Below are 25,420 nucleotides of genomic sequence, written 5' to 3'. Positions count from 1 at the left end.
CATCAGCCGGACACCGCCCCTCGGTCGTCGATCCGCGGGCTGACAGACTGTCTCCCATGCCTACGCAGCGCATCGTCGTTCTGGCCGGTGGAATCGGGGGCGCCCGCTTCCTCCGCGGCCTCAAGTCAGCAGTCCCCGACGCCGGCATCACCGTCATCGGCAACACCGGCGACGACATCCACCTCTTCGGCCTCAAGGTCTGCCCCGACCTCGACACCGTGATGTACACCCTCGGCGGCGGCATCCACGAGGAGCAGGGCTGGGGCCGGGCCGGCGAGACCTTCGCCGTCAAGGAGGAGCTGGCGGCGTACGGCGTCGGGCCCGAGTGGTTCGGGCTCGGCGACCGCGACTTCGCCACGCACATCGTCCGTACGCAGATGCTCGGCGCCGGATACCCGCTGAGCGCCGTGACCGAGGCGCTGTGCGAGCGGTGGCAGCCCGGGGTGCGGCTGCTTCCCATGAGCGACGACCGGGTCGAGACGCATGTTCTGATCGATGACCCTGATGGCGGCGCCGGCGCAGGTTCCGAGGCCCCCTCGCGTAAGGCCGTGCACTTCCAGGAGTACTGGGTGCGGCTGCGGGCCGGCGTGCCCGCGCACGCGATCATCCCCGTCGGCGCCGAGCAGGCCAAGCCCGCGCCCGGCGTCCTGGAAGCGATCGCCGCCGCCGACGTCATCCTCTTCCCGCCGTCCAACCCCGTCGTCAGCATCGGCACCGTGCTCGCCGTGCCCGGCATCCGCGAAGCCGTCGCCGCCGCCTCCGCGCCCGTCGTCGGCCTCTCCCCCATCGTCGGAGACGCGCCTGTGCGCGGCATGGCCGACAAGGTGCTCGCCGCCGTCGGCGTGGAGTCCACCGCCGCGGCCGTCGCCGGGCACTACGGCTCCGGGCTGCTCGACGGCTGGCTGGTCGACACCGTCGACGCCGGCGCCGTCGAGACGGTCGAGGCCGCGGGCATCCGGTGCCGGGCCGTGCCGCTCATGATGACCGACACCGAAGCCACGGCCGCCATGGCCCGGGAGGCGCTGGCACTGGCCGAGGAGGTGCGGGCGTGAGCGGGGTCCCCGAATACCGGGTCTGGGCCGTGCCCGGCATCCCCGAGGTGCAGGCCGGCGACGACCTCGTCAAGCTCCTCGCCGGGGCCGTCACGGGCGAGGGCCTGCCCGGGCTCGCCGACGGCGACGTCCTGCTCGTCACCTCGAAGATCGTCAGCAAGGCCGAGGGCCGGATCGTCCGGGCCGGCGACCGCGAGGCGGCCATAGACGCCGAGACCGTACGGGTCGTCGCCCGCCGCGGGCCCCTGCGCATCGTCGAGAACCGGCAGGGCCTGGTGATGGCCGCCGCCGGCGTCGACGCGTCCAACACCGCCGCCGGGACGATACTGCTGCTGCCCGAGGACCCCGACGCCTCCGCCCGCGCCCTGCGCGACGGGCTCCGGGAAGCCCTCGGCGTCGACGTGGGCGTCGTCGTCACGGACACCTTCGGCCGGCCCTGGCGCAACGGGCTGACCGACGTCGCCATCGGCGCGGCCGGGGTGCGCGTGCTGGACGACCTGCGGGGCGGCACCGACACGCACGGCAATCCGCTGAGCGCGACCGTCGTCGCCACGGCGGACGAGCTGGCCGCTGCCGGGGACCTCGTCAAGGGGAAGACCTCGGGGCTGCCGGTCGCGGTGGTGCGCGGGTTGCCCCACGTGGTGGGCGAGGACGGTGCCCCCGGGGCGCGGGAGCTTGTGCGGGCCGCCGGCGACGACATGTTCCGGCTCGGGACGTCCGAGGCCGTACGGGAAGCCGTGACACTGCGGCGGACCGTGCGGGAGTTCACCGGTGAGCCCGTTGACGGTGCTGCCGTGCGGCGGGCCGTTGCCGCCGCCATCACCGCTCCTGCCCCGCACCACACGACGCCCTGGCGGTTCGTCCTGCTGGAGTCCGGGGAGGCGCGGGTGCGGCTGCTCGACGCCATGCGGGAGGCGTGGATCGCGGACCTGCGCGGGGACGGGTTCAGCGAGGAGAGCATCGCCAAGCGGGTGCGGCGCGGTGACGTGCTGCGGAACGCGCCCTATCTGGTCGTGCCCTGTCTGGTGATGGACGGGTCTCACACCTACCCCGATGCCCGGCGGAACGCGTCCGAGCGCGAGATGTTCGTCGTCGCGGCCGGCGCGGCCGTGCAGAACTTCCTCGTGGCGCTGGCCGGGGAACGGCTGGGGTCGGCGTGGATCTCGTCGACGATGTTCTGCCGCGATGTGGTGCGGGAGGTGCTGGAGCTGCCGGAGGGGTGGGATCCCATGGGGGCCGTGGCGGTGGGGCACGCGGCGGCGCCGCCGCGTGAGCGGCCTGAGCGGGTCGCTGACGCGTTCATCTCGGTGCGGTAGTCCGTACGGGGCCGGGCGCCGGGGCCTCCGGGGCAGGGTCCCTGGACCGTATATTTACGGCGCCCTGCGCCCCTGCGCGTTCTCGCCCGGCACTTGGCGCCACAAATACACGTCAGCGTCCAGGGACCCTGCCCCTGCGGCCCCGTCGCCCTCCCGCCGTCGTCAGACGGCTGCCCCGTCCCTCCCTCGTCAGAGGGCCCTGATGTCGTTCACCGAGAAGCGCGGCCCTCTGCGCGGTGGTCTGGTGCCTGTGAGCAGGATCAGGCGGCATGCCCTGTGGCGCTGGCCCTCGTAGGGGGCCAACAGCTCCAGCATCGCCTCGTCATCCATGCCTCCGGCGCCCGTCAGGGCGTAGCCGATGATCTTCGGTAGGTGCAGGTCCCCTACCGTGACGGCATCGGGGGCGCCATTGCTGCGCTGGAGCGTCTCCGCCGCCGTCCAGGGGCCTATGCCGGGGACTGCCTGGAGGCGCCGGGACGCCTGGGCGTCGTCCATCGCGGCCGCCTCCTCCAGGCGTGCCGCCACCCGCGCGGCCCGGATGATCGCCGCCGAGCGTTTTCCGTCCACGCCCGCCCCGTGCCAGTCCCAGGACGGGATCGTCGCCCAGCCCCGCGCGCTGGGCATCACGCGCATGCGGGGCGCCGGGCCCGGGGCCGGTTCGCCGTGCTGCTGGAGGAGGAGGCGCCAGGCCCTGTACGCCTCGTCCGCCGTGACCTTCTGTTCCAGGACCGACGGGATCAGGGACTCCAGGACCAGGCCCGTACGGGCCAGCCTGAGTCCCTGGTGGCGGCGGTGCGCCTCGTGGACCAGGCGGTGGCGGGGCATGAAGGCGCCCGGGTCGTCACCGGCGCCGAGGAGGGCCGGGAGGGTCTCCAGGAGCCATTCCGCGCCCGGGCCCCACGCCTCCGCGTGGATGCCGCCGCCCTGGTCGGTCAGGTGGAGCGTGCCCGGGCCCTGCGGAGTGCGGCTGGCCCGCCACACGGAGCCGTCCGGGTCCACCTGGTAGGCCGGGTCACCCGGGCCCCGCGCGAGGACGCCCAAGGTGCGCCCCATGTCGTACGGGGCCGGTGGGGTCCATGTGCGGGTCTTCATCCTGCCAGGGTACGTTCCGGCATTTATCGCCAATGGCGTTGTATGCCGGATTCATTCGCCCCCTACTGGTCTGACTACTGGTCCGACGAGAACCTGATCGTTCCCGCCGGGATCCGCGCCTCGCACCAGATCCGGGCTCCCGCCCGCAGCTCGTTGTCCGCCCCTACGTGCGCCCCGTCCCCGATCACCGCGCCGTCCAGCACCGTGCGCGCCCCGATGCGCGCCCCGGCGCCCACCAGCGAGTCGCGGATCTGCGCGCCCGCCTCGACGACCGCGCCGTCGAGGATCGTCGAGCCGTCCACCAGGGCGCCCGGCTCCACACGCGCGCCCGCACCGACGACCGTGCCGCCCGTCAGCTTGGCGTCCGGCGCCACGTCGGCGGTGTCCAGGACGAGCCGGTCGCCGCAGCGGCCGGGGACCGCGGGTGACGGGGCCCGGCCCAGGACCAGGTCGGCCGAGCCGCGGACGAAGGCCTGCGGCGTGCCGAGGTCCAGCCAGTACGTCGAGTCGACCATGCCCTGCAGGTGCGCGCCGGCCGCCAGCAGGCCCGGGAACGTCTCGCGCTCGACCGAGACCGGGCGGTCCGCCGGGATGCTGTCGATCACCGAGCGGTTGAAGACGTACGCGCCCGCGTTGATCTGGTCGGTGACGATCTCCTCCGGCGTCTGCGGCTTCTCCAGGAACGCCGTCACCCTGCCGGTCGCGTCGGTCGGCACCAGGCCGAACGCGCGGGGGTCCTCGACCCGGGTGAGGTGGAGGGAAACGTCCGCGTTCGTGCTGCGGTGGGTGTGCACGAGGGCTTCGATGTCCAGGCCCGTGAGGATGTCGCCGTTGAAGATCAGGACGGGGTCGTCCGGTCCGGAGTGCAGCCGGGAGGCGACGTTGCGGATGGCGCCGCCGGTGCCGAGCGGCTCCTCCTCGGTGACGTACTCGAGGTGGAGGCCGAGAGCGGAGCCGTCGCCGAAGTACGGCTCGAAGACCTCCGCCAGGTACGACGTGGCGAGCACGATGTGCTCCACGCCCGCCGCGCGGGCCCGCGCCAGCTGGTGCGTCAGGAAGGGGACGCCCGCCGCCGGGACCATGGGTTTGGGCGTGTTCATCGTGAGCGGACGCAGCCGGGTTCCCTTGCCGCCGACCAGGAGGATCGCTTCTGGCGAAGAAGACGTCTTAGTCAAGGGTTCGTCTCTGCTTCCTGCTGGGGCCGGGCCGTGATCGGCGGCCAGTGTATGCAGACCGGAGGGTGCCGCCGCGCCGGGTCAGCGTCCCTGGAGGCGCGCCGCGACGGAACGGGCGGTGCCGAGCTTGCGGTAGAGGCGGTCGCCGGGGCACTCCGTGGAGAAGCCGTCGCGGTGCCCGGAAATGACCTTGAGCCGGACCTTGGTGCCCTTTTTGAACAGATTTCCGCCTCCGGAGACCAGGCTCGTCGTGCCGGCCGGGTTGGCGCCGAACAGTCCGAGCTTCCATGCGGTGAGGTCCGCCACCGCGTCGACCGCCGCGTTGGACGGATTGGTGGTTCCGTACGTTCCGAGAACGGCGATGCCCATGCTGTTGCTGTTGAAACCGAGGGTGTGCGCGCCCTTGACGGGCCTGGCCACGCCGCCCGAGCGGCCCTCGTAGACGGTGCCGCACTTGTCGATGAGGAAGTTGTAGCCCAGGTCCCGCCATCCGCTGCTCACAACGTGGTAGCGGTAGATACCGCGGATGACGGAGGCGGACTGCGAGCAGGAATAGCGGTTGCCGGACGCCGTGTGGTGGACGAAGGCCGCGCGGACGGCCCCGGTGTAAGAGAAGCCGGACTCCCGCAGCGATTCGTCGGCGCCCCAGCCGGCGCGGGTGACGATGCGGGGGCGGGGGCCGACGTAGCGACCGCCGTCGGCGGAGCCGGGGCGGTCGGAGTCGTCCGGGTCATCGCTGTCGGCCGGATAACCGTCCTCCTCGTCGTCGGCCGGCAGCTCGCCCACGCCGGTGTGCTCGACGTCGCCCTCGGACTCCGGCTTGCCGAGGGCGGGGATCTCGGTGGCGCCCAGGGGGGCGAGCGGGACGTTCGCGGCCGAGGCGGCGAGCTCGTTCTCGCTGGGGACGGGCGGCGCCGCGGAGCGGGCGCGGTCCACGCCGGGGTCGACCAGCTCCAGGCGCATTCCGGCGGGCAGGGAGCCGCCGGGGGTGCGCCCGCTCGCGGCGTCGGGGCGTACGCGCACCTGGATGGCGTCGGAGGCGCCGACCCACAGGGGGGCGGTGGAGCCGCGCAGCCGCCCGGCGCGCGCCTCGGTGGAGTCGGTGTCGGGGCGGTCGTCGTCGTGGGTGGAGACCTCCTGCCAGTCCGCCCAGTCCCGGCTGCCGACCGGGCGGGTGCGCACCTGGGCGTGGCCGCGCAGCTCGGCGGCGGCGTCGTCCCAGACGATGCCGACCAGCGAGAAGGGCTTGACCTCCATCTGGGGCAGGCCCTGTTCCGTGGAGGTGGGCTCGGGGCCCGCCGTGCGGTTCTTGCCGTGGCCCTTGGCATGGCTGCCGCCGTGGCCCGGGCCGCGGAGCGGGACGAGCGGCAGCGACTGGGTGCTGCCGGGCACGGAGCGCGCGGTGACGCCCGGGTCGTGGGTGGACGACGAGGCGGACGAGGGGGTGGCGAGGAAGGGCAGGGCGAGGGCGGCGGCGCAGGCGGCCACGGTCGAGGAGACAAGGATTCCACGCATGACGAAAATCTTGGACATAAGCCTTAAATCTGTCCATTCGTCAAGTGGTGGCCGGGCGGCGCCGCACCGCCCCGCCCACTCCTTCGGCGTCGTCCGTCCGGCTGACCGGCCGCCGCCCCGCCGCGTACGCTGACGCCGATGAACGCCACCGATCGCACCCCCGCCGACCTGCTGCGATCCGCGCTCTCCGCGGATCCGGCCCGCCCGCTCGTGACCTTCTACGACGACGCCACCGGCGAGCGCGTGGAATTGTCCGTGGCCACCTTCGCCAATTGGGTGGCGAAGACCGCCAACCTGCTCCAGGGCGAGCTCGCGGCCGAGCCCGGCGACCGGCTCGCCCTGCTGCTGCCCGCCCACTGGCAGACGGCCGTCTGGCTGCTGGCCTGCTCCTCCACCGGGGTGCTGGCCGACGTCGGCGGCGACCCGGCCGCCGCGGACCTCGTCGTCAGCGGGCCGGACACGCTGGAGGAGGCGCGGGCGTGCTCGGGCGAGCGCGTGGCGCTGGCCCTGCGCCCCCTGGGCGGCCGGTTCCCCCAGCCGCCCGCGGGCTTCGCCGACTACGCCGTCGAGGTGCCGAGCCAGGGAGACCGCTTCGCGCCGTACGCCCCCGTCGACCCGGACGCCCCCGCGCTCGCCGTCGGCGGGCTGGAGCTGACGGGCGCCGAGCTGGTGGAGCGGGCGCGCACGGACGCCCTCCAGCACGGGCTCGGCCCGGGCTCCCGCATACTGTCCGGCCTGCCCTACGGCACCTGGGACGGGCTGTCCGCCGGGCTGTTCGCACCGCTGGCCGCGGGCGGGTCGGTGGTGCTGTGCCGCCACCTCGACCGGCTCTCCGGCGGCGGCCTGGACAAGCGCCGGGAGAGTGAGCGCGTCACCGTGACGGCCCTCTGACGGCCCTCTCGCGATGCCGCTCCGCCGCTCCCGGGCGATGATCGGCCGTACGGATCGCAAGGTCCATGAGGATCGCGAGGTCCTTACGGATCCCGAGGTCCGTAAGGGTCTCTGAGGTCCGCAAGGATCCCGAGGTCCGTACGGCCGCCGGTCCGCGGGCCCCCGAGGCCCGTACGACCGCCCCGACCCCGAGGAGGACGCAGCGCAGCCGTGACCCACAGCCCAGGAAGGCCCGGCCCCCCGGCTTCCCCGTCCTGCTCCGCCTTCTTCGAGGAGCCGGACGAGCAGCCGCCCGCGCCCCGGCGCCGCCGCCGCTGGCTGCGCTGGCTGGCCCTGGCCACGGCGCTGGCGGTGCTGGGCGTGGTGGCGGTGGGCTGGTTCCTCTACGAGCGGCTGAACAGCAACATCACCACGGACACGGCGACGGCGGACGAGCTGCGGCGCTGGGAGAAGGAGCGCCCCGTCGCCCTGGTGAAGGGCGCCCAGAACATCCTGATCATCGGCTCGGACACACGCAGCGGCGCGGGCAACGGCCAGTACGGCGAGGACAGCGGCACCCAGCGCTCGGACACCACGATCCTGCTGCACCTCGCCGCCGACCGGAAGAGCTCGACGGCCGTCAGCCTGCCGCGCGACCTGATGTCGATGATCCCGCGCTGCCGGCGGCCGGACGGCACGGAGACGAACGAGCGCTTCGCGCAGTTCAACTGGGCGTACGAGCAGGCGGGCGCGGCGTGCACGATCCGCACCGTCGAGAAGATCAGCGGCATCCGCATCGACCACCACCTGATCCTGGACTTCAACGGGTTCAAGCGGCTGGTGGACGCGGTCGACGGGGTCGAGGTGTGCCTCAAGCAGCCGGTCGACGACCAGGAGGCGAAGCTGAGGCTGCCCGCCGGCCGGCAGACCCTGCACGGCGAGCAGGCCCTCGGCTACGTACGGGCGCGCTACAGCCTCGGCGGCGGCAGCGACACCGAGCGGATGGGGCGGCAGCAGCAGTTCCTGGGCGCCCTGTTCAAGGAGATGAAGAGCGACGGGGTGCTGCTCAACCCCACCCGGCTCTACCCCGTGCTGGATGCGGCCACGTCCTCGCTCACGACCGACGCCGGGCTCGACTCGCTGCGGAAGATGTACGACCTGGTGCGCACCGTGCGGACCGTCCCGAGCGACCGGGCGCTGTTCCTGACGGTGCCGCGCCGCCCGTACCCGTACAACCCCAACCGGGACGAACTGGTGCAGCCGGACGCCGACCTGCTCTTCAGGCAACTACGCGAGGACCGGCCGGTGTCGGTGAGCGGCAACGTCCGGGCGGCGGAGAACAAGCCGGGGGGCACGAAGCCCGGAGCCGGGCCGGGGGCCGGCAAACCCGGGGCCGAGGAGGGACCTGACGGTACGGAGGGTCCGACGGGACCGGGGAGTCAGGAGGGGCCCGGCAGCCCGCAGGGACCCACGGGAGGTGGAAGCACAGGGGGAACAGGGGGGCCGGCGCGAACGCCGGGCAGCGGGGGGACGGGAGGCCCGGCCGCGCCGGGTGCTTCCCGCGCACCGCGCGGGACCGGCGGGCAGAACGGCACGGCCGTGCCCCCCGGTGGTAATTTCTCGGCAAATGCGAGTGCACCGGCCTCCTCCGCCGGTTCGCCTCCGCCGAACGGCCCTCCCACGTACGAAGGGACCACGGCCGCACGCGGCATCTGTGGATGAATCGCTCAAAACGCACGAACGGGTTTCCCGGCCCGGTCGAAGGGATTGAGCAGATTGCCCAGTTGTAGGGGAGTGGAATTTGTCACCGGCGTCGCTTGACGCTGAACTGGGCGGATAGTGTGAGCGATCCGGTGCGCACGGCCGGGCTGACCGCGCACTGCACAGACGACGTGACCGAGCGCCTCGGGGGGGTAGGCGCCGCGTGGCACCGACGGAGGATTCAAGCGACCGTGGACGCGCAAGGCCGTGGGCGGGCGGGCGGTATCGACCCCGCCGACCAGTGGGTCTTCGACCCGAAGACCGGCAGCTACGAGCTGCGTCTCGACCATGCCGACGGGGCGGAGCCGGCCCCTGGGGCGAGCTCAACCCCCTCGGCCATCACCAACCCCGGCAGCTCTGCCAATTCCTTCGCGCCTTCCTCGAAGGCCTCGCCGGGCTCAGCGCCCCGCCCCAAGCCGGGCGGGGAAGTGCCGGGCCCGCGCGCCACCGGTCGCCGGGGCGCGCCCGGAGCCAAGCCGGGGGCCGCGACAGGCGCCAAGGCGGGTGCCAAGCCGGGGACCAAGGCCGGGAGCAGGGCGGCGGCCGCCAAGGCCGCCGCGACGGGCAGGCGCAAGCCCAAGCCGAAGAAGTCCACGAAGAAGAAGGTCCTGCTGTGGACGGGCGGCACGCTGGCCTTCGTCCTCGTCGGCGGCTCGCTGGGCGCGTACCTGCTCTACGAGCACTTCAACAACAACCTCAACAAGGTTGACGTCGGCATCAACAACGGCGCCGTCACCAAAGGCCCCGTCAACATCCTGGTCATCGGCACCGACAAGCGTGATGGCGACGGCAACAAGGGCTACGGCGACGAGGGCAGCGTCGGCCACGCCGACACCACCCTCCTCTTCCACGTCTCCGAGGACCGGTCGAACGCCACCGCGCTCTCCATCCCGCGCGACATGATCACCGACATCCCGGAGTGCGCCACCAAGAAGGACGGGAAGACCAAGTCCATCCCCGGCTCGAAGGGCGTCCGCTTCAACGAGAGCCTGGGCCAGGAGGACCGTGACCCCGGCTGCACCTGGCGGACCGTCGAGCAGCTCACGGGCCTGAAGGTCACTCACTTCATGATGGCGGACTTCAACGCCGTCAAGAAGATGTCGTCCGCGGTCGGCGGCGTCGAGGTGTGCCTGGGCAAGGACATCGACGACCCCAAGTCGCACCTCAAGCTGAGCAAGGGCCGGCACAAGATCGAGGGGGAGGACGCGCTCGCGTTCGTCCGCACCCGGCACAGCGTCGGCTTCGAGAGCGACCTGGACCGCATCAAGCTCCAGCAGCAGTTCCTGAGCTCGATGATCCGCGAGATGAAGTCGGACGACACCTTCACCAACCCCAAGAAGCTCTACAACCTGGGCGACGCGGCGACGAAGTCACTGACCGTCGACTCCGGCATCGGCTCCGTCAGCGACCTGACCAGGCTGGCGAAGGACCTCAGCCGGGTGAACCTCAAGAACATCACCTTCGCCACCGTCCCCGTCGTCGACAACCCCGCCGAGGGCAAGAACCACAAGACGGTCGTCCTCGACAAGGCGAAGGCCGAGCCGCTGTTCGCGATGGTCCGTCAGGACGTCTCCCTCACCGAGGTGAAGGAGAAGGAGAAGAAGCAGCAGGAGCAGGCCGACGCCAAGCAGGCCGCCCTGCTGCAGGGCCCGCGCTCGGCGCCCGCGGCCGTCCGGGTCAAGGTCCTCAACGGCAGCGGCCGGATGGGCGCGGCCCAGGAGGCCGTGAGCTGGATGCAGAACAGCAAGGGCATGGTCCGCTCCAGCAACGGCGGCAACGCCGCCGGCGGCAAGAAGGTCGACAAGACGGTTCTGGAGTTCGCCCCGGCCCAGGCCGACCAGGCGCGCCGCCTCGCCGACGTCATGGGCCTCGAAGCCGACGCCCTCAAGCAGAGCTCCGCCACCACCGCCCCGGCCGAGATGACCCTCACGCTGGGCTCGGACTTCAAGGCCGCGGGCACCCCGATCCACGTCGAGGCGCCGGCAAAGGCTCCGGAAGACATCCAAAGGGTCGAAGCGGACGACAAGAACATCTGCGCCAAGTGAACCCAGGCACCGCCCAGATGCATCTCACTATCGGACGGCCGGTCTGTTGAACCGCAGGCCGGCCCTGCCGCGCGCCCCGATCGGCGCGCACCGATCGAAGAGATACGACACGCCTGCCCATCGGGCCGGACGCACCACTTAGGGGAGGCCTGATGCGGCAGAACAGCGTGCGGGGGCCACGGACGCGCAAGAGCGTGCCGGGCGCACGCGAGAAGGACGGCGCGGGCGCACCGGCCGACGGGGCGGCCGAGCCGTCCGAGGAGACCGGGAGAGAAGAAGAGGCCGGGAGCACCGGGAAGGGCGCGCAGGCCGGCAAAGGCGAGAAGCCGGGCAAGGGCCGCGCCGGGGCCGCGCCCCCGCGCAGCCGGCGCGCCCGTGCGGCCCGAATAGCCCGCTGGGCCGCGCTCTGCCTCGCGGTCCTCGTCCTCGGCACCTCCGCCGCGGGCTGGTTCTACTACCAGCACCTCAACGGCAACCTGAAGAAGGACGCCCTCAACCTGGGCGACAAGCGGCTCGACCGCAGCGCCGCCAACGCCGCGGGCCAGCGCCCGCTGAACATCCTGCTCCTCGGCTCCGACAGCCGTAACTCGGCGGCGAACGTCGCCCTCGGCGGCGCCCGCGAGGACGCCGACCGCAAGCCGCTCGCCGACGTGCAGATGCTCGTCCACGTCTCGGCCGACCGCAGCAACATGTCGGTCATCAGCGTCCCGCGCGACACCCGGGTCACGATCCCCAAGTGCACCGACCCCGAGGACGGGAAGGTCTACAAGGAGACGAACCGGCAGATCATCAACACCAGCCTGATGAACGGCGGGCCCGGCTGCACCGTCGCCGCCTGGGAAGAGCTCACCGGCATCCCCATCGACCACTTCATGATGATCGACTTCGCCGGTGTGGTGAACATGGCCGACGCCGTCGGCGGCGTCCCGGTCTGCGTGGATAACAACGTCTACGACAAGCTGTCCGGGCTGCGCATGGAGAAGGGCACCCACAACGTCAAGGGCGAGCAGGCCCTGCAGTGGCTGCGCACGCGCCACGGCTTCGAGGACGGCAGCGACATCGGCCGCACCCACGCCCAGCACATGTACATGAACGCGATGGTCCGCCAGCTCAAGTCCGGCACCAAGCTCAGCGACCCGGACAAGCTCACCGACCTCGCCGAGGCCGCCACCAAGGCGCTCACCGTCGACAAGGACCTCGGCTCGGTCAAGAAGCTCTACGACCTCGCCGACGACATCAAGCGCGTGCCGTCCGGCCGGATCACCATGACCACCATGCCGTGGGTGTCCGACCCGTGGGACCCGGACGCGCACGTCATCCCCAAGCCGGGCGACGCGGAGAAGCTGTTCTCGCTCGTCCGCAGCGACACCGCGCTCGACGGCAAGGACCCGAAGAAGGACGACAAGGGCCCCGCGCCGTCCGGCCCGGCATCGCCCAAGGGCTCCATCGCGGTGACGGTCTTCAACGGCACCGGCACCGCCACCCAGCCCGTGGTCACCGGCCGCGGCGCCGAGATCGCCGCGGCGCTCGTCAAGCAGGGCTTCACCAAGGCCACCTCGGACTCGACGCCGCGCGCCCAGGCCGACACGACGCTCAGCTACGCGAAGGCGTCCCAGCGCGCCGACGCCGAGGCGCTGGCCAAGGCCCTCGGGCTGCCGGAGCGGGCGGTGCGGATGTCCACCGCGGTCGACGGGCTGACGCTGGTGATCGGCGGGGACTGGCGTACGGGGATGACGTACCCGAAGGCCGACGACGCCGCCGCGGACGACAAGGGCGCGAAGCCCGGGAAGGCCGGGAAGCCCGGCCAGGCCGACAAGGCCGGGCAGGGTGAGGAGTCCGGGAAGCCTGGCGACGACGACAAGGCGCAGGGCGACGACAAGCCCAAGGACGGCAAGCCCAAGAAGGAGGCCGACAACAAGGCCCCCGAGAGCTCGGACCCGCTCAACGGCAACGACACCTCCGCCTGCATGAAGGTGAACTCGCTGAATCGTTTCTGAGCGGGCGTCCGCATCGTTTCTGAGCACGTGTAAGGGGCGGACGCCAATGGCGTCCGCCCCTTACACAGCAACGCGGTCAGCCTGCCCGCACCGGCTCCCGCCGGCTGGCGATGACCTTCTTCGCCAGCGACCGCGGGCTGGTCAGGAACCCGAACCCCCACGACATGTGCATCGTGGCCAGCGCCACCGGGATCTGCGCCCGCGCCTTCAGCGGCAGGCCCTTGCCCGCGGGCAGCGAACCGGCGGTGATCGCCGCCAGGTACCCGGCCGGCACGACCAGGCCCCACGGGGTGACCGCGGCGCCCACCACGAGACCCGCGGCGATGGCCACGACGGCGGTCGGCGGGGCGAGGTAGCGCAGGTTGATCGAGCCCTGGTGGTAGCGGGCCACGACGTGGCGCCAGCGGCCGTAGTTCTTGTACTGCTTGGCCAGCTCCTTCACGCTCGGGCGCGGCCGGTAGGAGACCTTGAGCTCCGGCGAGAACCAGATCAGCCCGCCGGCCTCACGGATCCGGAAGTTCAGCTCCCAGTCCTGGGCGCGGATGAACTCCTCGTTGTACCCGCCCTGCTGCTCCAGCACCTCGCGCCGGAAGACGCCCAGGTACACGGTCTCGGCGGGAGCGGCGGCGCCACCGGTGTGGAACGCGGCGTTGCCGACGCCGATCTTGGAGGTCATCGCCGCGGCGACGGCCTGCTCCCAGGCGTTCTCGCCCTCGGCGTGCATGATGCCGCCGACGTTCTGCGCACCCGTCTCTTCGAGCAGGCGCACGGCCGTCGCGATGTAGTTCGGCGACAGCATGCCGTGACCGTCCACGCGCACCACGACCGGGTGCCGGGACGCCTTGATCGCGGCGTTGAGGGCGGCGGGCGTCCGGCCGGTGGGGTTCGGCACCGTGTGGACGCGCGCGCGCTCATTGGATGCCGTTTCGCGGACGAGCTCGGCGGCGATCTCGTCCGTACGGTCCGTGGACGGGCCGAGGGCGATCACCACCTCCAGCTCGCCGGCGTAGTCCTGCTCCAGGATGTGCCGCACTGACGTGCGCAGATGCCGCTCCTCATTGAGCACCGGCATGATCACGGAAACGGCGGGCGGCTGCTGTTCGGACATGGTTCCTCGGGGATACGGGGTCCCCCCGGACGGATGGGGGAAGCCGACGGAGTCGCCCGTCACGTTACCGCTAATGGCGGAAGGGACGCTCCCGCCCGGGTGGCAGCGGGCGTCCGGGCGGCGTGGACACGCGGGCTGCTGATCGTATTGACCTACGTTTGCCCTCCCTGTTCCGGCCCGCCGGCCCGTCCGGCCGTTCCGCCGGTCCCGGCCCCCTGTCCGAGCCCGTCCGCCGTGGAGGCCCGCCATGACCGCACCGGACCCGAGCCCCTCCCCGCCCCGGGCCCGCCACAGCGCGCCCCGCCGGCCGCGCTGGGGACTGCGCCTCGCCGTGTGCGGCGCGGCGGTCGTCCTGGCGGCGAGCGGCCTCGGGCACGCGGTCGTGACGGGCATCGACCACCGCATCGGCCGGGTGGACCCCTTCCGCGGCCTGTCGAACCGGCCGCCCGTCGTGGCCAGCAAGGGCATGAACATCCTGCTCGTGGGCACCGACGCCCGGGACCGGCTCGACCCCGCGGAGCGGGAGCGCTACCACCTGGGCGGTGCGGCCTGCCACTGCACGGACACGGTGATGCTGCTGCACCTGTCCGCCGCCCGCGACCGGGTCTCCGTGATCAGCCTGCCGCGCGACAGCTACGCCGAGATCCCCGCGCACGCCGACCGGGCGGGCCGGCCGCGCCCCGCCCACCCGCAGAAGCTGAACGCCGCCTACGCCGAGGGCGGGCCCGGGCTCACCGTGCGGACCGTGGAACAGCTCACCGGCGTGCACGTCGATCACTACCTGGAGGTCGACTTCATCAGCTTCATGCGGACCGTGGACGTGGTGGGCGGCGTGCAGGTGTGCTCCGCGCGGCCGCTGAAGGACCCCTACAGCGGGCTCGACCTGCCGCCCGGCACGAGCACCCTCAACGGCGGGCAGGCCCTGCAGTACGTCCGCTCCCGCCACCTCGACGGGGCCTCCGACCTGGGCCGGATGCAGCGGCAGCAGCGTTTCCTCGCCGCGCTCCTGCACACGGCGACGGACGGCGGCGCGCTGCTGAACCCCGTGAAGTTCCAGCAGCTCGCCGCGACGCTGCTGGGCTCGGTGCGGGCGGACCGGGGCTTCGACGGCGAGACGCTGATCGGGCTCGGCCGGGCGATGAAGAACCTCTCGCCGGCGTCGGCGGAGTTCGTGTCGGTGCCGGTGGTGTCCGCGAACTATCCCGTGCCGCGGGTCGGCTCGACGGTGAAGTGGGACGACGCCGCGGCCGGGCGGCTTTTCGATTCCGTACGGGAGGACCGGCCGCTGGCGACGGCCCGGCCGCAGCGGCAGGCCCACGACGCGAAGCCGCCGGCGGCGGGGCCGTCCCCTTCCCCTTCGCCGTCGGAGGCGGCGCCGGGGCAGATCCGCATCCAGGTCTACAACGGCTCCGGCCGGCGGGGCCTCGCCCGCGAGACGGACCGCGCACTGCGGGCCATGGGCTTCGCCACGACCGGGCTGCCCGCGGACGCGGCGGGGCCGGCGGAGCGGCGCACGGTGATCGAGTACGACCCGCACTGGGACCATGCGGTCCGGACGCTGGCCTCGGCCCTGCCGGACGCGGAGCTCCGGCCCGTGGCGGGCCAGGGCCCGCTGATGAAGGTGACGGTGGGCACGGACTTCAGGGCGGTGGCCCCGGTGAGCCCCGGGACCCCGGTGAAGCCGCAGGCTCCACGGGCGCAGCGCCCGGGGGCGGTGTCCGGGGACAAGGTCCTGTGCCCGGAGAAGAGCCTCGTGTAGGGGGCCGGGAGGGTCAGTCCTCGATGCCCTCGGCAGCCCGTGCGTCCCGCAGTTCCTTGATCGCCCGGCGCCGCGCGAGGCGGTGCGTCCGGCGGATCTGGGCCTCCTGGTAGCGGCGCCGGTCCTTCTCCGTCTCGGGGAGCACCGGCGGCACGGACCGCGGCTTCCCGTTCTCGTCGACGGCCGCGAAGACGAGGTACGCGCTGCCGACCTGGACCGCCGGCGTCGACTCGTTCCAGCGCTCGGCGAGGACCCGGACGCCGACCTCCATGGAGGACCGCCCGGTCCAGTTGACCTGGGCCTTCACATGTACGAGGTCGCCCACCCGGACCGGCTCCAGGAAGGCCATCTCGTCCATGGAGGCGGTGACCGCGGGCCCCCCGGAGTGCCGGCCTGCGACGGCGCCGGCGACGTCGTCCACCAGCTTCATGATCACGCCGCCGTGGACGGTGCCCAGCAGATTGGTGTCGCTGCCCGTCATGATGTGCGAGAGGGTCGTGCGTGCGGCGGAGGTCGGCTTGCCGGCTATCTGCTGCTCCGGGCTCCGGTCCTGAATGGTCATGTCCACCACTGTATGCCGGGTGCGTGCGGTGCGGAGGATTGCATCAGCTCTGCAACAGGGGCGCCCCGAACACGTAGCCGACCGGCCGGTCCGTTCGCCCAGGGGGCACACTTCCTGCATGAGCGATTGGCCCGGAGGGCGGAGCGAGGACCGTCGGCAGGCGTACGGGCGCGGCAGCACGGGCGCGGAGCCCGAGGGTGCACGCGCCATGCCGCACATACGGCGTCCCGCGCCGCCGCAGCAGTACAGCCCGCCCCAGGGCTACGACGGGGCCCCGGTCGCCGGCGGCCACCGCGTCGTCGGCCAGGGCGGCCCGGGTGACGACTACGGCCGTCACGACGGTGACGGATACAACACCGGACAGGTCTACGGCCGCGGCGCCCCGAACGGACCGGGCGGTCCGGGCGCCCCCGCCGGTCCCGGCACCGGCGGCCGTCCCCCGCGCGCCACCCGCCCGGACTGGCGCAAGCGCATCACGGTCGGTCTGGTGACCTTCCTCGCCGTGCTGCTGGCGGTCTCGGTCGGCACGTACTTCTGGGCCGACTCGAAGCTCCGCACCGAGGTGGACCTGAGCAAGGTCAAGGACCGGCCGGCGAGCGGCGAGGGCACGAACTACCTGATCGTCGGTTCCGACAGCCGCGAGGGCCTGTCGGACGAGGACAAGAAGGAACTGCACACAGGGTCGGCGGACGGCAAGCGCACCGACTCGATGATGATCCTGCACACGGGCGACAACGGCACCACGATGCTGAGCCTGCCGCGCGACTCGTACGTCACGATCCCCGCCTTCACGGGACAGAAGTCCGGCAAGCACTTCCCGAAGTCCACCCACAAGCTCAACCAGGCGTACTCGGACGGCGGCCCGGAGCTGCTCGCGCAGACGATCGAGTTCAACACGGGCCTGCACATCGACCACTACGCGGAGATCGGCTTCGGCGGCTTCCGCAACCTGGTCGACGCGCTGGGCGGCGTGGAGATGTGCCTGGACAAGCCGCTGAAGGACCGGGACTCGGGCGCGGACTTCAAGGCGGGCTGCCAGGAGCTGAACGGCGCCCAGTCGCTGGCCTTCGTCCGCCAGCGCCACCAGGAGGCCGACCAGGACCTGGGCCGGATGCGCAACCAGCAGAAGTTCCTGAACACGCTCGCGAAGCAGGCCGCCTCGCCCTCGACCGTCCTCAACCCCTTCCGCCTCTACCCGGTGATCGGCTCGGGGCTCGACACGCTCATCGTCGACAAGGACATGGGGCTGTTCGACCTGATGGACATGTTCTGGGCGATGAAGGGCGTCACGGGCGGCGACGGCAAGCAGATGACCGTGCCGATCGCCAACCCGAACCTGCCCACGCCGAGCGACGGCGTGGCCGTGAAGTGGGACATGACCAAGGCCAACCAGCTCTTCGGGCAGCTGAAGAAGGACCAGCAGGTCACGGTCTCCGACAAGTGACGCCCTACGGGGTCACTTGTCGGGCCCCGTGGCGTTGATGACGGCGAACGTGCCGCCCTGCGGGTCCTGCACGACGGCCATGCGGCCCGCCATCATGTCGAACGGCGGCATGAGGACGTTGCCGCCGGCGCGCACCAGCGCGTCGACCGTGCTGTCGGTGTCGTCCACGGAGAAATACGTCAGCCAGTGCGAGGGCGTGTCCTCGGGGATGCCCTCGATGCTGGCCAGCCCCTGCAGGCCGCCGACCATGCGGCCGTCGACCTCCAGCGAGAAGTAGCCGGTGGCCCCTTCCATGGGGACCGCCTTGACGCCGAGCGCGCTGGCGTAGAAGCCGGAGGCGGTGGCGGTGTCGCTGGTGTTGAGCTCGTTCCAGATCACGGCCCCGGGCTCGTTGACGACCTTCGCGCCCGCGAAGTCGCGCGCCTGCCACAGCCCGAAGACGGCGCCCGTCGGGTCGGCGGCCACGGCCATCCGGCCGATGGTCATGACGTCCATGGCGGGCATCATCACCGTGCCGCCGTTGCTGACGATCCGGGACTGGGTGGCGTCCGCGTCGGCGGTCGCCAGATAGGTGGTCCACACCGGCGGCGGCATCGGGTCGGGCTTGCTGCCGTCCGGGTTCATCGCCGCCATGATCCCGGCGACGGGCTTGCCGTTCAGCTCGCAGACCGCGTACCCGCCGGTCTCCTGCGGCCCGGCCTGCCCCTGCCAGCCGAACAGATCGCGGTAGAAGTCGAGCGCCGCCTGCTGGTCGGGAACCATGAGGTCCACCCAGCAGGGAGTGCCGGGCGCGTACGGGCCGGTGACGTCGGGCATGGCGGAGCCTCCAGGCAGCGGGCGGTTACGGACGTCCTCCCGTACAGGGTCGTCCTCGCCCGGCCGGCTCGCCAGCCCCGTACGGCCGTACGGAGCACGCCTGCGGGCCGCTGCACGCGCCGTTGCGGCGGAGGGAAGGGTGCAGGCACCCTTCCCTCCGCCGCAGCGGCGATCGGCCACCACGGAGGCATCCGGCGGTGCCGAACCGGCCCGAGCCCGTACGTACCGCCGGATGAAGGCCCGCCTGCGGGCTACTTCGGCAGGTTGCGGGCCATGACGATCCGCTGAACCTGATTCGTGCCTTCATAAATCTGCGTGATCTTCGCGTCGCGCATCATCCGCTCCACCGGGTAGTCCCGCGTGTAGCCGTAGCCGCCGAGGAGCTGGACGGCGTCCGTGGTGACCTCCATGGCCACGTCCGAGGCGAAGCACTTGGCGGCGGCGCCCTGGAAGGTGAGGTCGGCGTCGCCGCGCTCGGACTTGGCGGCGGCCGCGTAGGTCAGCTGGCGGGCGGCCTCGATCTTCATCGCCATGTCGGCCAGCATGAACTGGACGCCCTGGAAGTCGCCGATCGGCTTGCCGAACTGCTTGCGCTCCTGGACGTAGCCCTTGGCGTAGTCCAGCGCGCCCTGGGCGACGCCGAGGGCCTGGGCGGCGATGGTGATGCGGGTGTGGTCCAGGGTCTTCATCGCGGTGGCGAAGCCCGTGCCCTCCGCGCCGATCATGCGGTCGGCGGGAATGCGGACGTTGTCGAGGTAGACCTCGCGGGTCGGGGAGCCCTTGATGCCGAGCTTCTTCTCCGGGGCGCCGAAGGAGACGCCCTCGTCGCCCTTCTCGACGACGAAGGCCGAGATGCCCTTGGAGCGCTTCTCGGGGTCGGTCACGGCCATGACCGTGTAGTACTCGGAGACGCCGGCGTTGGTGATCCAGCGCTTGACGCCGTTGAGGACCCAGAAGTCGCCGTCGCGCACGGCGCGGGTCTTCATGCCGGCCGCGTCCGAGCCGGCGTCGGGCTCGCTGAGGCAGTACGAGAACATCGCGTCGCCCTTGGCGAGCGGGCCCATGTACTTCTTCTTCAGCTCCTCGGAGCCGGAGATGATCACCGGCAGCGAACCGAGCTTGTTGACCGCGGGGATCAGCGAGGACGACACGCAGACGCGGGCGACCTCCTCGATGACGATCACCGTGGCGAGGGCGTCCGCACCGGCGCCGCCGTACTCCTCGGGGACGTGCACCGCGTGCAGGTCCGTGGCGACGAGGGCGTCCAGGGCCTCCTGGGGGAAGCGGGCCTCCTCGTCCACCGCGGCGGCGTGCGGGGCGATCTTCTCCTCGGCGAGCTGGCGCACGACCTTGCGCAGCTCGTCGTGCTCCTCGGACGGCCGGTAGAGGTCGAAGTCCGTGTTTCCCGCCAAGGCGTACTCCCCTAAAAGTTAACTACCGTTTAGTAACCCAGATTCTAGGGGCGGCTCCCGGACACGGACTACGTGAGCTTGCCGACAGCACCGCGCCGCACCCGCCGCTGCGGCGCTCACCCCGCTCCTTCCCTGCTCGGAGCCCGACTATGCTCGGGCACCGCAGTCCCCGCCCGTCAGCACATGGAGCACGCATGGCCCCCAGGATCACCGTGATCGGCACCGGCTACCTCGGCGCGACCCACGCCGCGGCCATGGCCGAGCTCGGCTTCGAGGTGCTGGGCCTCGACGTGGACCCCGGGAAGATCGAGATGCTCGGGCGCGGCAAGGTCCCGATGTACGAGCCGGGGCTGGAGGAGCTGCTGCAGAAGCACGTCGCCGGGCTGGAGGGCTCGACCGGGCGGCTGCGCTTCACGACCTCCTGGGAGGAGGTCGGCGAGTTCGGCGACGTCCACTTCGTCTGCGTGAACACCCCGCAGAAGCACGGCGAGTACGCGTGCGACATGTCCTACGTCGACGCCGCCGTCGCCTCCCTCGCCGCCGTGCTGCACCGGCCCGCGCTCGTCGTCGGCAAGTCCACCGTCCCGGTCGGCAGCGCCGCCCGGCTCGCCCGGCTCCTCGCCGAGCTGGCCCCGGCCGGCGACGAGGTCGAGCTGGCCTGGAACCCCGAGTTCCTCCGCGAGGGCTTCGCCGTCCAGGACACGCTGCACCCCGACCGCATCGTCGTCGGCGTCGACGGCGAGCGGGGCGAGAAGCTGCTGCGCGAGGTGTACGCCGGGCCGATCGGGGAGGGCACGCCGTTCGTCGTCGCCGACTACCCGACCGCCGAGCTGGTCAAGACCGCCGCGAACTCCTTCCTCGCCACGAAGATCTCCTTCATCAACGCCATGGCCGAGGTGTGCGAGGCCGCCGACGGCGACGTCGTGAAGCTCGCCGAGGCCATAGGGCACGACGACCGCATCGGCAAGAAGTTCCTGCGCGCCGGCGTCGGCTTCGGCGGCGGCTGCCTGCCCAAGGACATCCGCGCCTTCATGGCGCGGGCGGGCGAGCTGGGCGCCGACCAGGCGCTGACCTTCCTCCGCGAGGTCGACTCCATCAACATGCGCCGCCGCTCGCACATGGTGGAGCTGGCGCGCGAGGCGGTCGGCGGCAGCTTCCTGGGGCAGCGGGTCGCCGTGCTCGGCGCGACGTTCAAGCCGGACTCGGACGACGTCCGCGACTCCCCCGCGCTCAACGTCGCCGGGCAGATCCACCTGCAGGGCGGCCAGGTCACGGTCTACGACCCGAAGGGCATGGAGAACGCGCGCCGCCTCTTCCCCACCCTCGCCTACGCGCCGAGCGCGCTGGAGGCGTGCCGGGGGGCGCGGGTGGTGCTGCATCTGACGGAGTGGGGCGAGTTCCGGGAGCTCGACCCGGCGGCGGTCGGGGCCGTCGTCGCCGACCGTCACCTCATCGACGGCCGCAACGCGCTGGACGCCGCCGCTTGGCGTGACGCGGGCTGGACGTTCCGCGCGATGGGCCGCCCTCGCGCCTGACGGCGCCGCCGGTTCCGCGGGCCGGAAAGGTGCCGGTCACCTTTCATCCCGCCGCGACGGCGATCAGCCACGACGCCGCGTGACCGGCGGTGCCGAGCCGGGCCGAGCCCGGGACGGCACCGCCGGAACGCACCATCGTGGTTGCGCGCCGCGGCGGCGGATATGTGAGGCATGGCGCCTCACGACACCCGCGCCGGGGAGCGGGCATGCGAGGCGCAGTCTCACCCACTGCGGCCGGCGGTCTCAGGCCGCCTTCGGGCCGTCCACCGCGTCGATCGTCGCGACCGAAGGGCCCCGCTTCGCGGAGACGTCCCGCGCGACGGCCTCCGCGTCCCGCAGCACCCGTACCGCGTTCTGCCAGGTCAGCTTCGCCAGGTCCGCGTCCGACCAGCCGCGCCGGAGGAGTTCGGCGATGAGGTTGGGGTAGCCGGATACGTCGGCGAGGTCGGCCGGGGTGAAGGCCGTGCCGTCGAAGTCGCCGCCGATGCCGATGTGGTCGACGCCGGCGACCTCGCGCATGTGGTCGAGGTGGTCGGCGACCGTCGACGCCGTGGCGAGCGGCCGCGGGCGCTCCGCCTCGAAGGCGCGGTGCAGTTCCATGGCCCGGGGCGACGTGTCGAGGTGGTGCAGGCCGTGCGCGCGCAGGTTCTCGTCGGCGGCCTGCGTCCAGGCGACGGCCTCCGGCAGGATGAACTTGGGGACGAAGGTGGCCATGGCCACGCCCCCGTTCGCGGCGAGCGCGCCGAGCACGTCGTCCGGCACGTTGCGCGGGTGGTCGCAGACCGCCCGCGCCGACGAGTGCGAGAAGATCACCGGCGCTTCGCTCACGCGCAGCGCGTCCCGCATCGTGTCGGCGGAGACGTGCGAGAGGTCGACGAGCATGCCGACGCGGTTCATCTCGCGCACGACCTCCTCGCCGAAGCGGGTGAGCCCGCCGGCCGCGGGGACGTCGGTCGCGGAGTCGGCCCACGGGATGTTGTCGTTGTGGGTGAGGGTCATGTAGCGCACACCGAGCTGGTGCAGCCCCCGCAGCGTGGCCAGGGAGCAGTTGATGCTGTGCCCGCCCTCGGCGCCCATGAGGGAGGCGATGCGCCCTTCGGCGCGGGCCGCCTCCATGTCGTCGGCGGTGAAGGCGAGCCGCAGGTCGCCGGGGTAGCGGTCGGCCAGCTGCCGTACGACGTCGATCTGTTCGAGCGTGGCGCTGACGGCCTCGTCGCCGGCCATGTCCGTGCGGACGTACACGGACCAGAACTGGGCTCCGACCCCGCCGGCCCGCAGCCGCGGGAGGTCGGTGTGGAGACCGGTGGCGCTCTGGTCCGCGGCGATGTCGCGCCGGTCGAGGTCGTAGCGGACCTGCTGGCGCAGGGCCCAGGGCAGGTCGTTGTGGCCGTCGACGACGGGGTGGGCGGCGAGGAGCTCGCGGGCGCGTTCCAGCAGGTGTTCCGTCACGGCCGCTCCCCCGCTCACTTGCCGAATCCGAAGCCCGTGGCGCCCTGCACCTTCGCGCGCAGCCGCCGGCCCTTGTCCGTGGCCTGTTCGTTGAGCTCTTCCTGGAAGTGCTGCATGCGGGCGAGCAGGTCGCCGTCGTGGGCGGCGAGCATGCGGACGGCCAGGAGGCCGGCGTTGCGGGCGCCGGCGACGGAGACGGTGGCGACCGGGACGCCGGCGGGCATCTGGACGATGGACAGGAGGGAGTCCATGCCGTCCATGTACTTCAGCGGGACGGGCACGCCGATCACCGGCAGGGGCGTGACGGAGGCGAGCATGCCGGGCAGGTGGGCGGCGCCGCCCGCGCCCGCGATGATCGCCTTGAGGCCGCGGCCGGCGGCCCGCTCCCCGTAGGCGACCATCTCGCGCGGCATCCGGTGCGCGGAGACGACGTCGACCTCGTAGGGGACCTCGAACTCCTCCAGGGCCTTGGCGGCGGCTTCCATGACGGGCCAGTCGGAGTCGGAGCCCATGACGATGCCGACGACGGGGCCGACAGCGGTGGAACCAGTCATTCCGTGATCGTTCCTCGCAGGTATCCGGCGGCGTGGCTCGCGCGCTCGCGCACATCCGCCAGATCGTCGCCGTAGGTGTTGACGTGTCCGACCTTGCGGCCGGGCTTGACGTCCTTGCCGTACATATGGATCTTCAGGCCGGGATCGCGTGCCATGCAATGGAGGTACGCGGAATACATGTCGGGATAGTCGCCGCCGAGGACATTGGCCATGACGGTCCACCTGGCGCGCGGGCGGGGGTCGCCGAGCGGCAGGTCGAGGACGGCACGCACGTGGTTGGCGAACTGCGAGGTGACCGCGCCGTCCTGGGTCCAGTGGCCGGAGTTGTGCGGGCGCATCGCGAGCTCGTTGACGAGGATGCGGCCGTCTTCGGTCTCGAACAGCTCCACGGCGAGGTGCCCGACGACGCCGAGCTCCTTGGCGACCTTGAGCGCGAGCTGCTGCGCCTGCGCGGACAGCTCGGCGGAGAGGCCGGGCGCCGGGGCGATCACCGTGTCGCAGACGCCGTCGACCTGGACGGACTCGACGACGGGGTACGAGACGGCCTGGCCGTGCGGGGAGCGGACGACGTTCGCCGCGAGCTCGCGGACGAAGGCGACCTTCTCCTCGGCGAGGACGGGGACGCCGGCGCGGAAGGGTTCACTCGCCTCTTCTGCGCTGCGGACGATCCAAACCCCCTTTCCGTCGTATCCGCCGCGCACCGTCTTCAGGACGACGGGGAAACCGTCGCCCTCGGCGGCGAAGCGCTCCACATCGGCGGGGTCCTCGACGAGGCGGTGCCGGGGGCACGGCACTCCGATCGCGTCGAGCTTGGCCCGCATCACGCCCTTGTCCTGGGCGTGCACCAATGCGTCGGGCCCGGGGCGGACGGGGATGCCGTCCGCTTCCAGGGCCCGGAGGTGCTCGGTGGGAACGTGCTCGTGATCGAAGGTGATCACGTCACACCCTTGTGCGAAAGCACGAAGGGTTTCCAGGTCGCGGTAGTCGCCGATGACGACATCGCTGACCACCTGGGCCGCCGAGTCCTGCGGAGTATCGCTGAGCAGCTTGAACTTGATGCCGAGGGGGATGCCCGCCTCGTGGGTCATACGGGCGAGCTGGCCGCCGCCGACCATGCCGACTACCGGGAACGTCACGCCCCCAGGGTATCCGTACGAGGGAACCGCCCCGGACCGCGTTCGGAGGATCATCCGAAAAGACGGCGTCTGCCCCGTTGGCCGATATGACTCGCGTTCGTCTCGCGTTCACCGACTCCGTCCATCGGCGGCAGAACGCGCTCGCTAGCATGAAAGCTGCCCCACGCCCCCAAGACGCCCATTCAACGGAGCCTGACGATCTCATGAGTCAACGGCGCACAGTGCGTTCCCGGCTGGAGCGGATGGCCCGCGAAATCGCCAAGTTCGGCGCGGTCGGAGCCATCGGGTTCGTGGTCAACTTCATCGTCTTCAACATCTGCGTCCACGGGTTCCACCTCGCGGTGGTGCGCTCGGGCGTGATCGCCACGGCCGTGGCCATCGCCACGAACTACGTCGGCAACCGGTACTGGACCTACCGCGACGCCGACCGGAGCCGGCGCAGCCGCGAGATGAGCCTGTTCCTGCTCTTCAGCGGCGCCGGGCTGATCATCGAGAACGGCATCCTGGCGCTCTCGCACTACGGCTTCGGCCTGACGTCCCCGCTCGCGGACAACATCGCGAAGAACGTGATCGGACTGGGGATAGGAACGGTCTTCCGCTTCTGGTCCTACCGCACGTGGGTCTTCCAGGCGCAGGCGGTGGAGACTGCGGAATCGTTCCTGACCACGGATGCGGTGGCGCGCGTGGATGCGCGCAAGTAACAGCACGTACGACGGAGGGCGGCTCGGCACCGCCGGACCCGTCCGGTGGGGGTTGCGCGCCGTCGCGGCGGAGTTTCCTCGCCCGGCGGCAAGACAGCCTTGCCGGGCCGGCCCGGGGACG

At 72.0% G+C, this 25,420-nt stretch carries 20 protein-coding genes; 10 read left to right on the top strand and 10 right to left on the bottom strand.

Annotated features, from left to right (window positions below):
• Nucleotides 1–56: 56 nt before the first annotated feature.
• A complete protein-coding gene (gene cofD, locus IF61_RS0106215) occupies nt 57–1,052 on the top strand; it encodes a 2-phospho-L-lactate transferase (protein WP_030365234.1) in 996 nt (331 codons plus the stop codon).
• A complete protein-coding gene (locus IF61_RS0106210; protein WP_030365233.1) occupies nt 1,049–2,368 on the top strand; it encodes a coenzyme F420-0:L-glutamate ligase in 1,320 nt (439 codons plus the stop codon). Before cofD ends, IF61_RS0106210 begins: the two co-directional genes overlap by 4 nt.
• A gap of 189 nt (nt 2,369–2,557) precedes the next feature.
• Here the strand turns inward: IF61_RS0106210 and IF61_RS0106205 are convergent, their stop codons facing one another.
• The 3 genes from IF61_RS0106205 to IF61_RS0106195 all read right to left on the bottom strand — a co-directional run bounded on the left by IF61_RS0106205 (nt 2,558) and on the right by IF61_RS0106195 (nt 6,150).
• The gene (locus IF61_RS0106205) at nt 2,558–3,460 is read right to left on the bottom strand and encodes a DNA-3-methyladenine glycosylase family protein (protein WP_030365232.1); all 903 of its coding nucleotides are present in this window, start codon (nt 3,458–3,460) and stop codon (nt 2,558–2,560) included.
• 74 nt (nt 3,461–3,534) lie between these two features.
• The gene (gene manB / locus IF61_RS0106200) at nt 3,535–4,635 is read right to left on the bottom strand and encodes a mannose-1-phosphate guanylyltransferase (protein ID WP_030365231.1); all 1,101 of its coding nucleotides are present in this window, start codon (nt 4,633–4,635) and stop codon (nt 3,535–3,537) included.
• An 81-nt stretch (nt 4,636–4,716) separates the two neighbouring features.
• Nucleotides 4,717–6,150 (bottom strand): peptidoglycan recognition protein family protein, encoded by a 1,434-nt coding sequence (locus IF61_RS0106195; RefSeq protein WP_030365230.1) that lies wholly within the window; start codon nt 6,148–6,150, stop codon nt 4,717–4,719.
• A gap of 138 nt (nt 6,151–6,288) precedes the next feature.
• Here IF61_RS0106195 and IF61_RS0106190 point away from each other — a divergent pair, with 138 nt between their 5' ends.
• From IF61_RS0106190 to IF61_RS0106175, 4 genes are all read left to right on the top strand, one after another.
• Nucleotides 6,289–7,041, top strand: a complete 753-nt coding sequence (locus IF61_RS0106190; protein ID WP_030365229.1) for a TIGR03089 family protein — start codon at nt 6,289–6,291, stop codon at nt 7,039–7,041.
• A 210-nt stretch (nt 7,042–7,251) separates the two neighbouring features.
• Nucleotides 7,252–8,742 carry an LCP family protein gene (locus IF61_RS0106185; protein WP_107042983.1) on the top strand — a complete coding sequence of 497 codons (1,491 nt, stop codon included), beginning with the start codon at nt 7,252–7,254 and terminating at the stop codon, nt 8,740–8,742.
• A 230-nt stretch (nt 8,743–8,972) separates the two neighbouring features.
• Nucleotides 8,973–10,826, top strand: coding sequence for an LCP family protein (locus IF61_RS0106180; protein ID WP_030365227.1), 1,854 nt, complete (start codon nt 8,973–8,975; stop codon nt 10,824–10,826).
• 152 nt (nt 10,827–10,978) lie between these two features.
• Nucleotides 10,979–12,823, top strand: a complete 1,845-nt coding sequence (locus IF61_RS0106175; RefSeq protein WP_078659990.1) for an LCP family protein — start codon at nt 10,979–10,981, stop codon at nt 12,821–12,823.
• Between the two features lie 76 nt (nt 12,824–12,899).
• Here IF61_RS0106175 and IF61_RS0106170 read toward each other — a convergent pair whose 3' ends face one another.
• Nucleotides 12,900–13,931: a glycosyltransferase family 2 protein gene (locus tag IF61_RS0106170; protein WP_030365225.1), complete on the bottom strand. Its 1,032-nt coding sequence runs from the start codon at nt 13,929–13,931 to the stop codon at nt 12,900–12,902.
• 247 nt (nt 13,932–14,178) lie between these two features.
• Here IF61_RS0106170 and IF61_RS0106165 point away from each other — a divergent pair, with 247 nt between their 5' ends.
• On the top strand, nt 14,179–15,690 hold the full coding sequence (locus tag IF61_RS0106165; RefSeq protein ID WP_030365224.1) for an LCP family protein: 1,512 nt from the start codon (nt 14,179–14,181) through the stop codon (nt 15,688–15,690).
• Between the two features lie 13 nt (nt 15,691–15,703).
• Here IF61_RS0106165 and IF61_RS0106160 read toward each other — a convergent pair whose 3' ends face one another.
• On the bottom strand, nt 15,704–16,252 hold the full coding sequence (locus tag IF61_RS0106160) for an acyl-CoA thioesterase (protein ID WP_030365223.1): 549 nt from the start codon (nt 16,250–16,252) through the stop codon (nt 15,704–15,706).
• 118 nt (nt 16,253–16,370) lie between these two features.
• Here IF61_RS0106160 and IF61_RS0106155 point away from each other — a divergent pair, with 118 nt between their 5' ends.
• A complete protein-coding gene (locus IF61_RS0106155) occupies nt 16,371–17,696 on the top strand; it encodes an LCP family protein (protein ID WP_078659989.1) in 1,326 nt (441 codons plus the stop codon).
• Between the two features lie 12 nt (nt 17,697–17,708).
• Here the strand turns inward: IF61_RS0106155 and IF61_RS0106150 are convergent, their stop codons facing one another.
• Both IF61_RS0106150 and IF61_RS0106145 read right to left on the bottom strand, forming a co-directional pair.
• The gene (locus IF61_RS0106150) at nt 17,709–18,512 is read right to left on the bottom strand and encodes a VOC family protein (protein WP_030365221.1); all 804 of its coding nucleotides are present in this window, start codon (nt 18,510–18,512) and stop codon (nt 17,709–17,711) included.
• A 251-nt stretch (nt 18,513–18,763) separates the two neighbouring features.
• On the bottom strand, nt 18,764–19,924 hold the full coding sequence (locus tag IF61_RS0106145; RefSeq protein ID WP_030365220.1) for an acyl-CoA dehydrogenase: 1,161 nt from the start codon (nt 19,922–19,924) through the stop codon (nt 18,764–18,766).
• Between the two features lie 194 nt (nt 19,925–20,118).
• On the opposite strand from IF61_RS0106145, the gene IF61_RS0106140 reads away from it, so the two are divergent.
• Complete coding sequence (locus IF61_RS0106140; protein ID WP_030365219.1) at nt 20,119–21,459, top strand: UDP-glucose dehydrogenase family protein; 1,341 nt, start codon at nt 20,119–20,121, stop codon at nt 21,457–21,459.
• Nucleotides 21,460–21,702: 243 nt separating this feature from the next.
• On the opposite strand, the gene IF61_RS0106135 is transcribed toward IF61_RS0106140, so the two are convergent.
• From IF61_RS0106135 to IF61_RS0106125, 3 genes are read right to left on the bottom strand one after another with little or no spacing between them, the layout of a single operon-like run.
• Nucleotides 21,703–22,908: a dipeptidase gene (locus IF61_RS0106135; RefSeq protein WP_030365218.1), complete on the bottom strand. Its 1,206-nt coding sequence runs from the start codon at nt 22,906–22,908 to the stop codon at nt 21,703–21,705.
• A gap of 14 nt (nt 22,909–22,922) precedes the next feature.
• Nucleotides 22,923–23,462 (bottom strand): 5-(carboxyamino)imidazole ribonucleotide mutase, encoded by a 540-nt coding sequence (gene purE, locus IF61_RS0106130; protein WP_030365217.1) that lies wholly within the window; start codon nt 23,460–23,462, stop codon nt 22,923–22,925.
• Entirely contained in the window at nt 23,459–24,652 is a 1,194-nt protein-coding gene (locus IF61_RS0106125; RefSeq protein WP_245684422.1) for a 5-(carboxyamino)imidazole ribonucleotide synthase, read from the bottom strand. The genes purE and IF61_RS0106125 overlap by 4 nt, the downstream gene beginning before the upstream one ends.
• Before the next feature lie 149 nt (nt 24,653–24,801).
• Here IF61_RS0106125 and IF61_RS0106120 point away from each other — a divergent pair, with 149 nt between their 5' ends.
• A complete protein-coding gene (locus tag IF61_RS0106120) occupies nt 24,802–25,299 on the top strand; it encodes a GtrA family protein (protein WP_030365215.1) in 498 nt (165 codons plus the stop codon).
• Nucleotides 25,300–25,420 lie beyond the last annotated feature (121 nt).

The organism is Streptomyces roseoverticillatus (assembly GCF_000719265.1).
Taxonomy (GTDB): Bacteria; Actinomycetota; Actinomycetes; order Streptomycetales; family Streptomycetaceae; genus Streptomyces; species Streptomyces roseoverticillatus.
The sequence above is the reverse complement of the archived record's forward strand: the minus strand, read 5'-3'. Positions and strand labels throughout refer to the sequence as shown.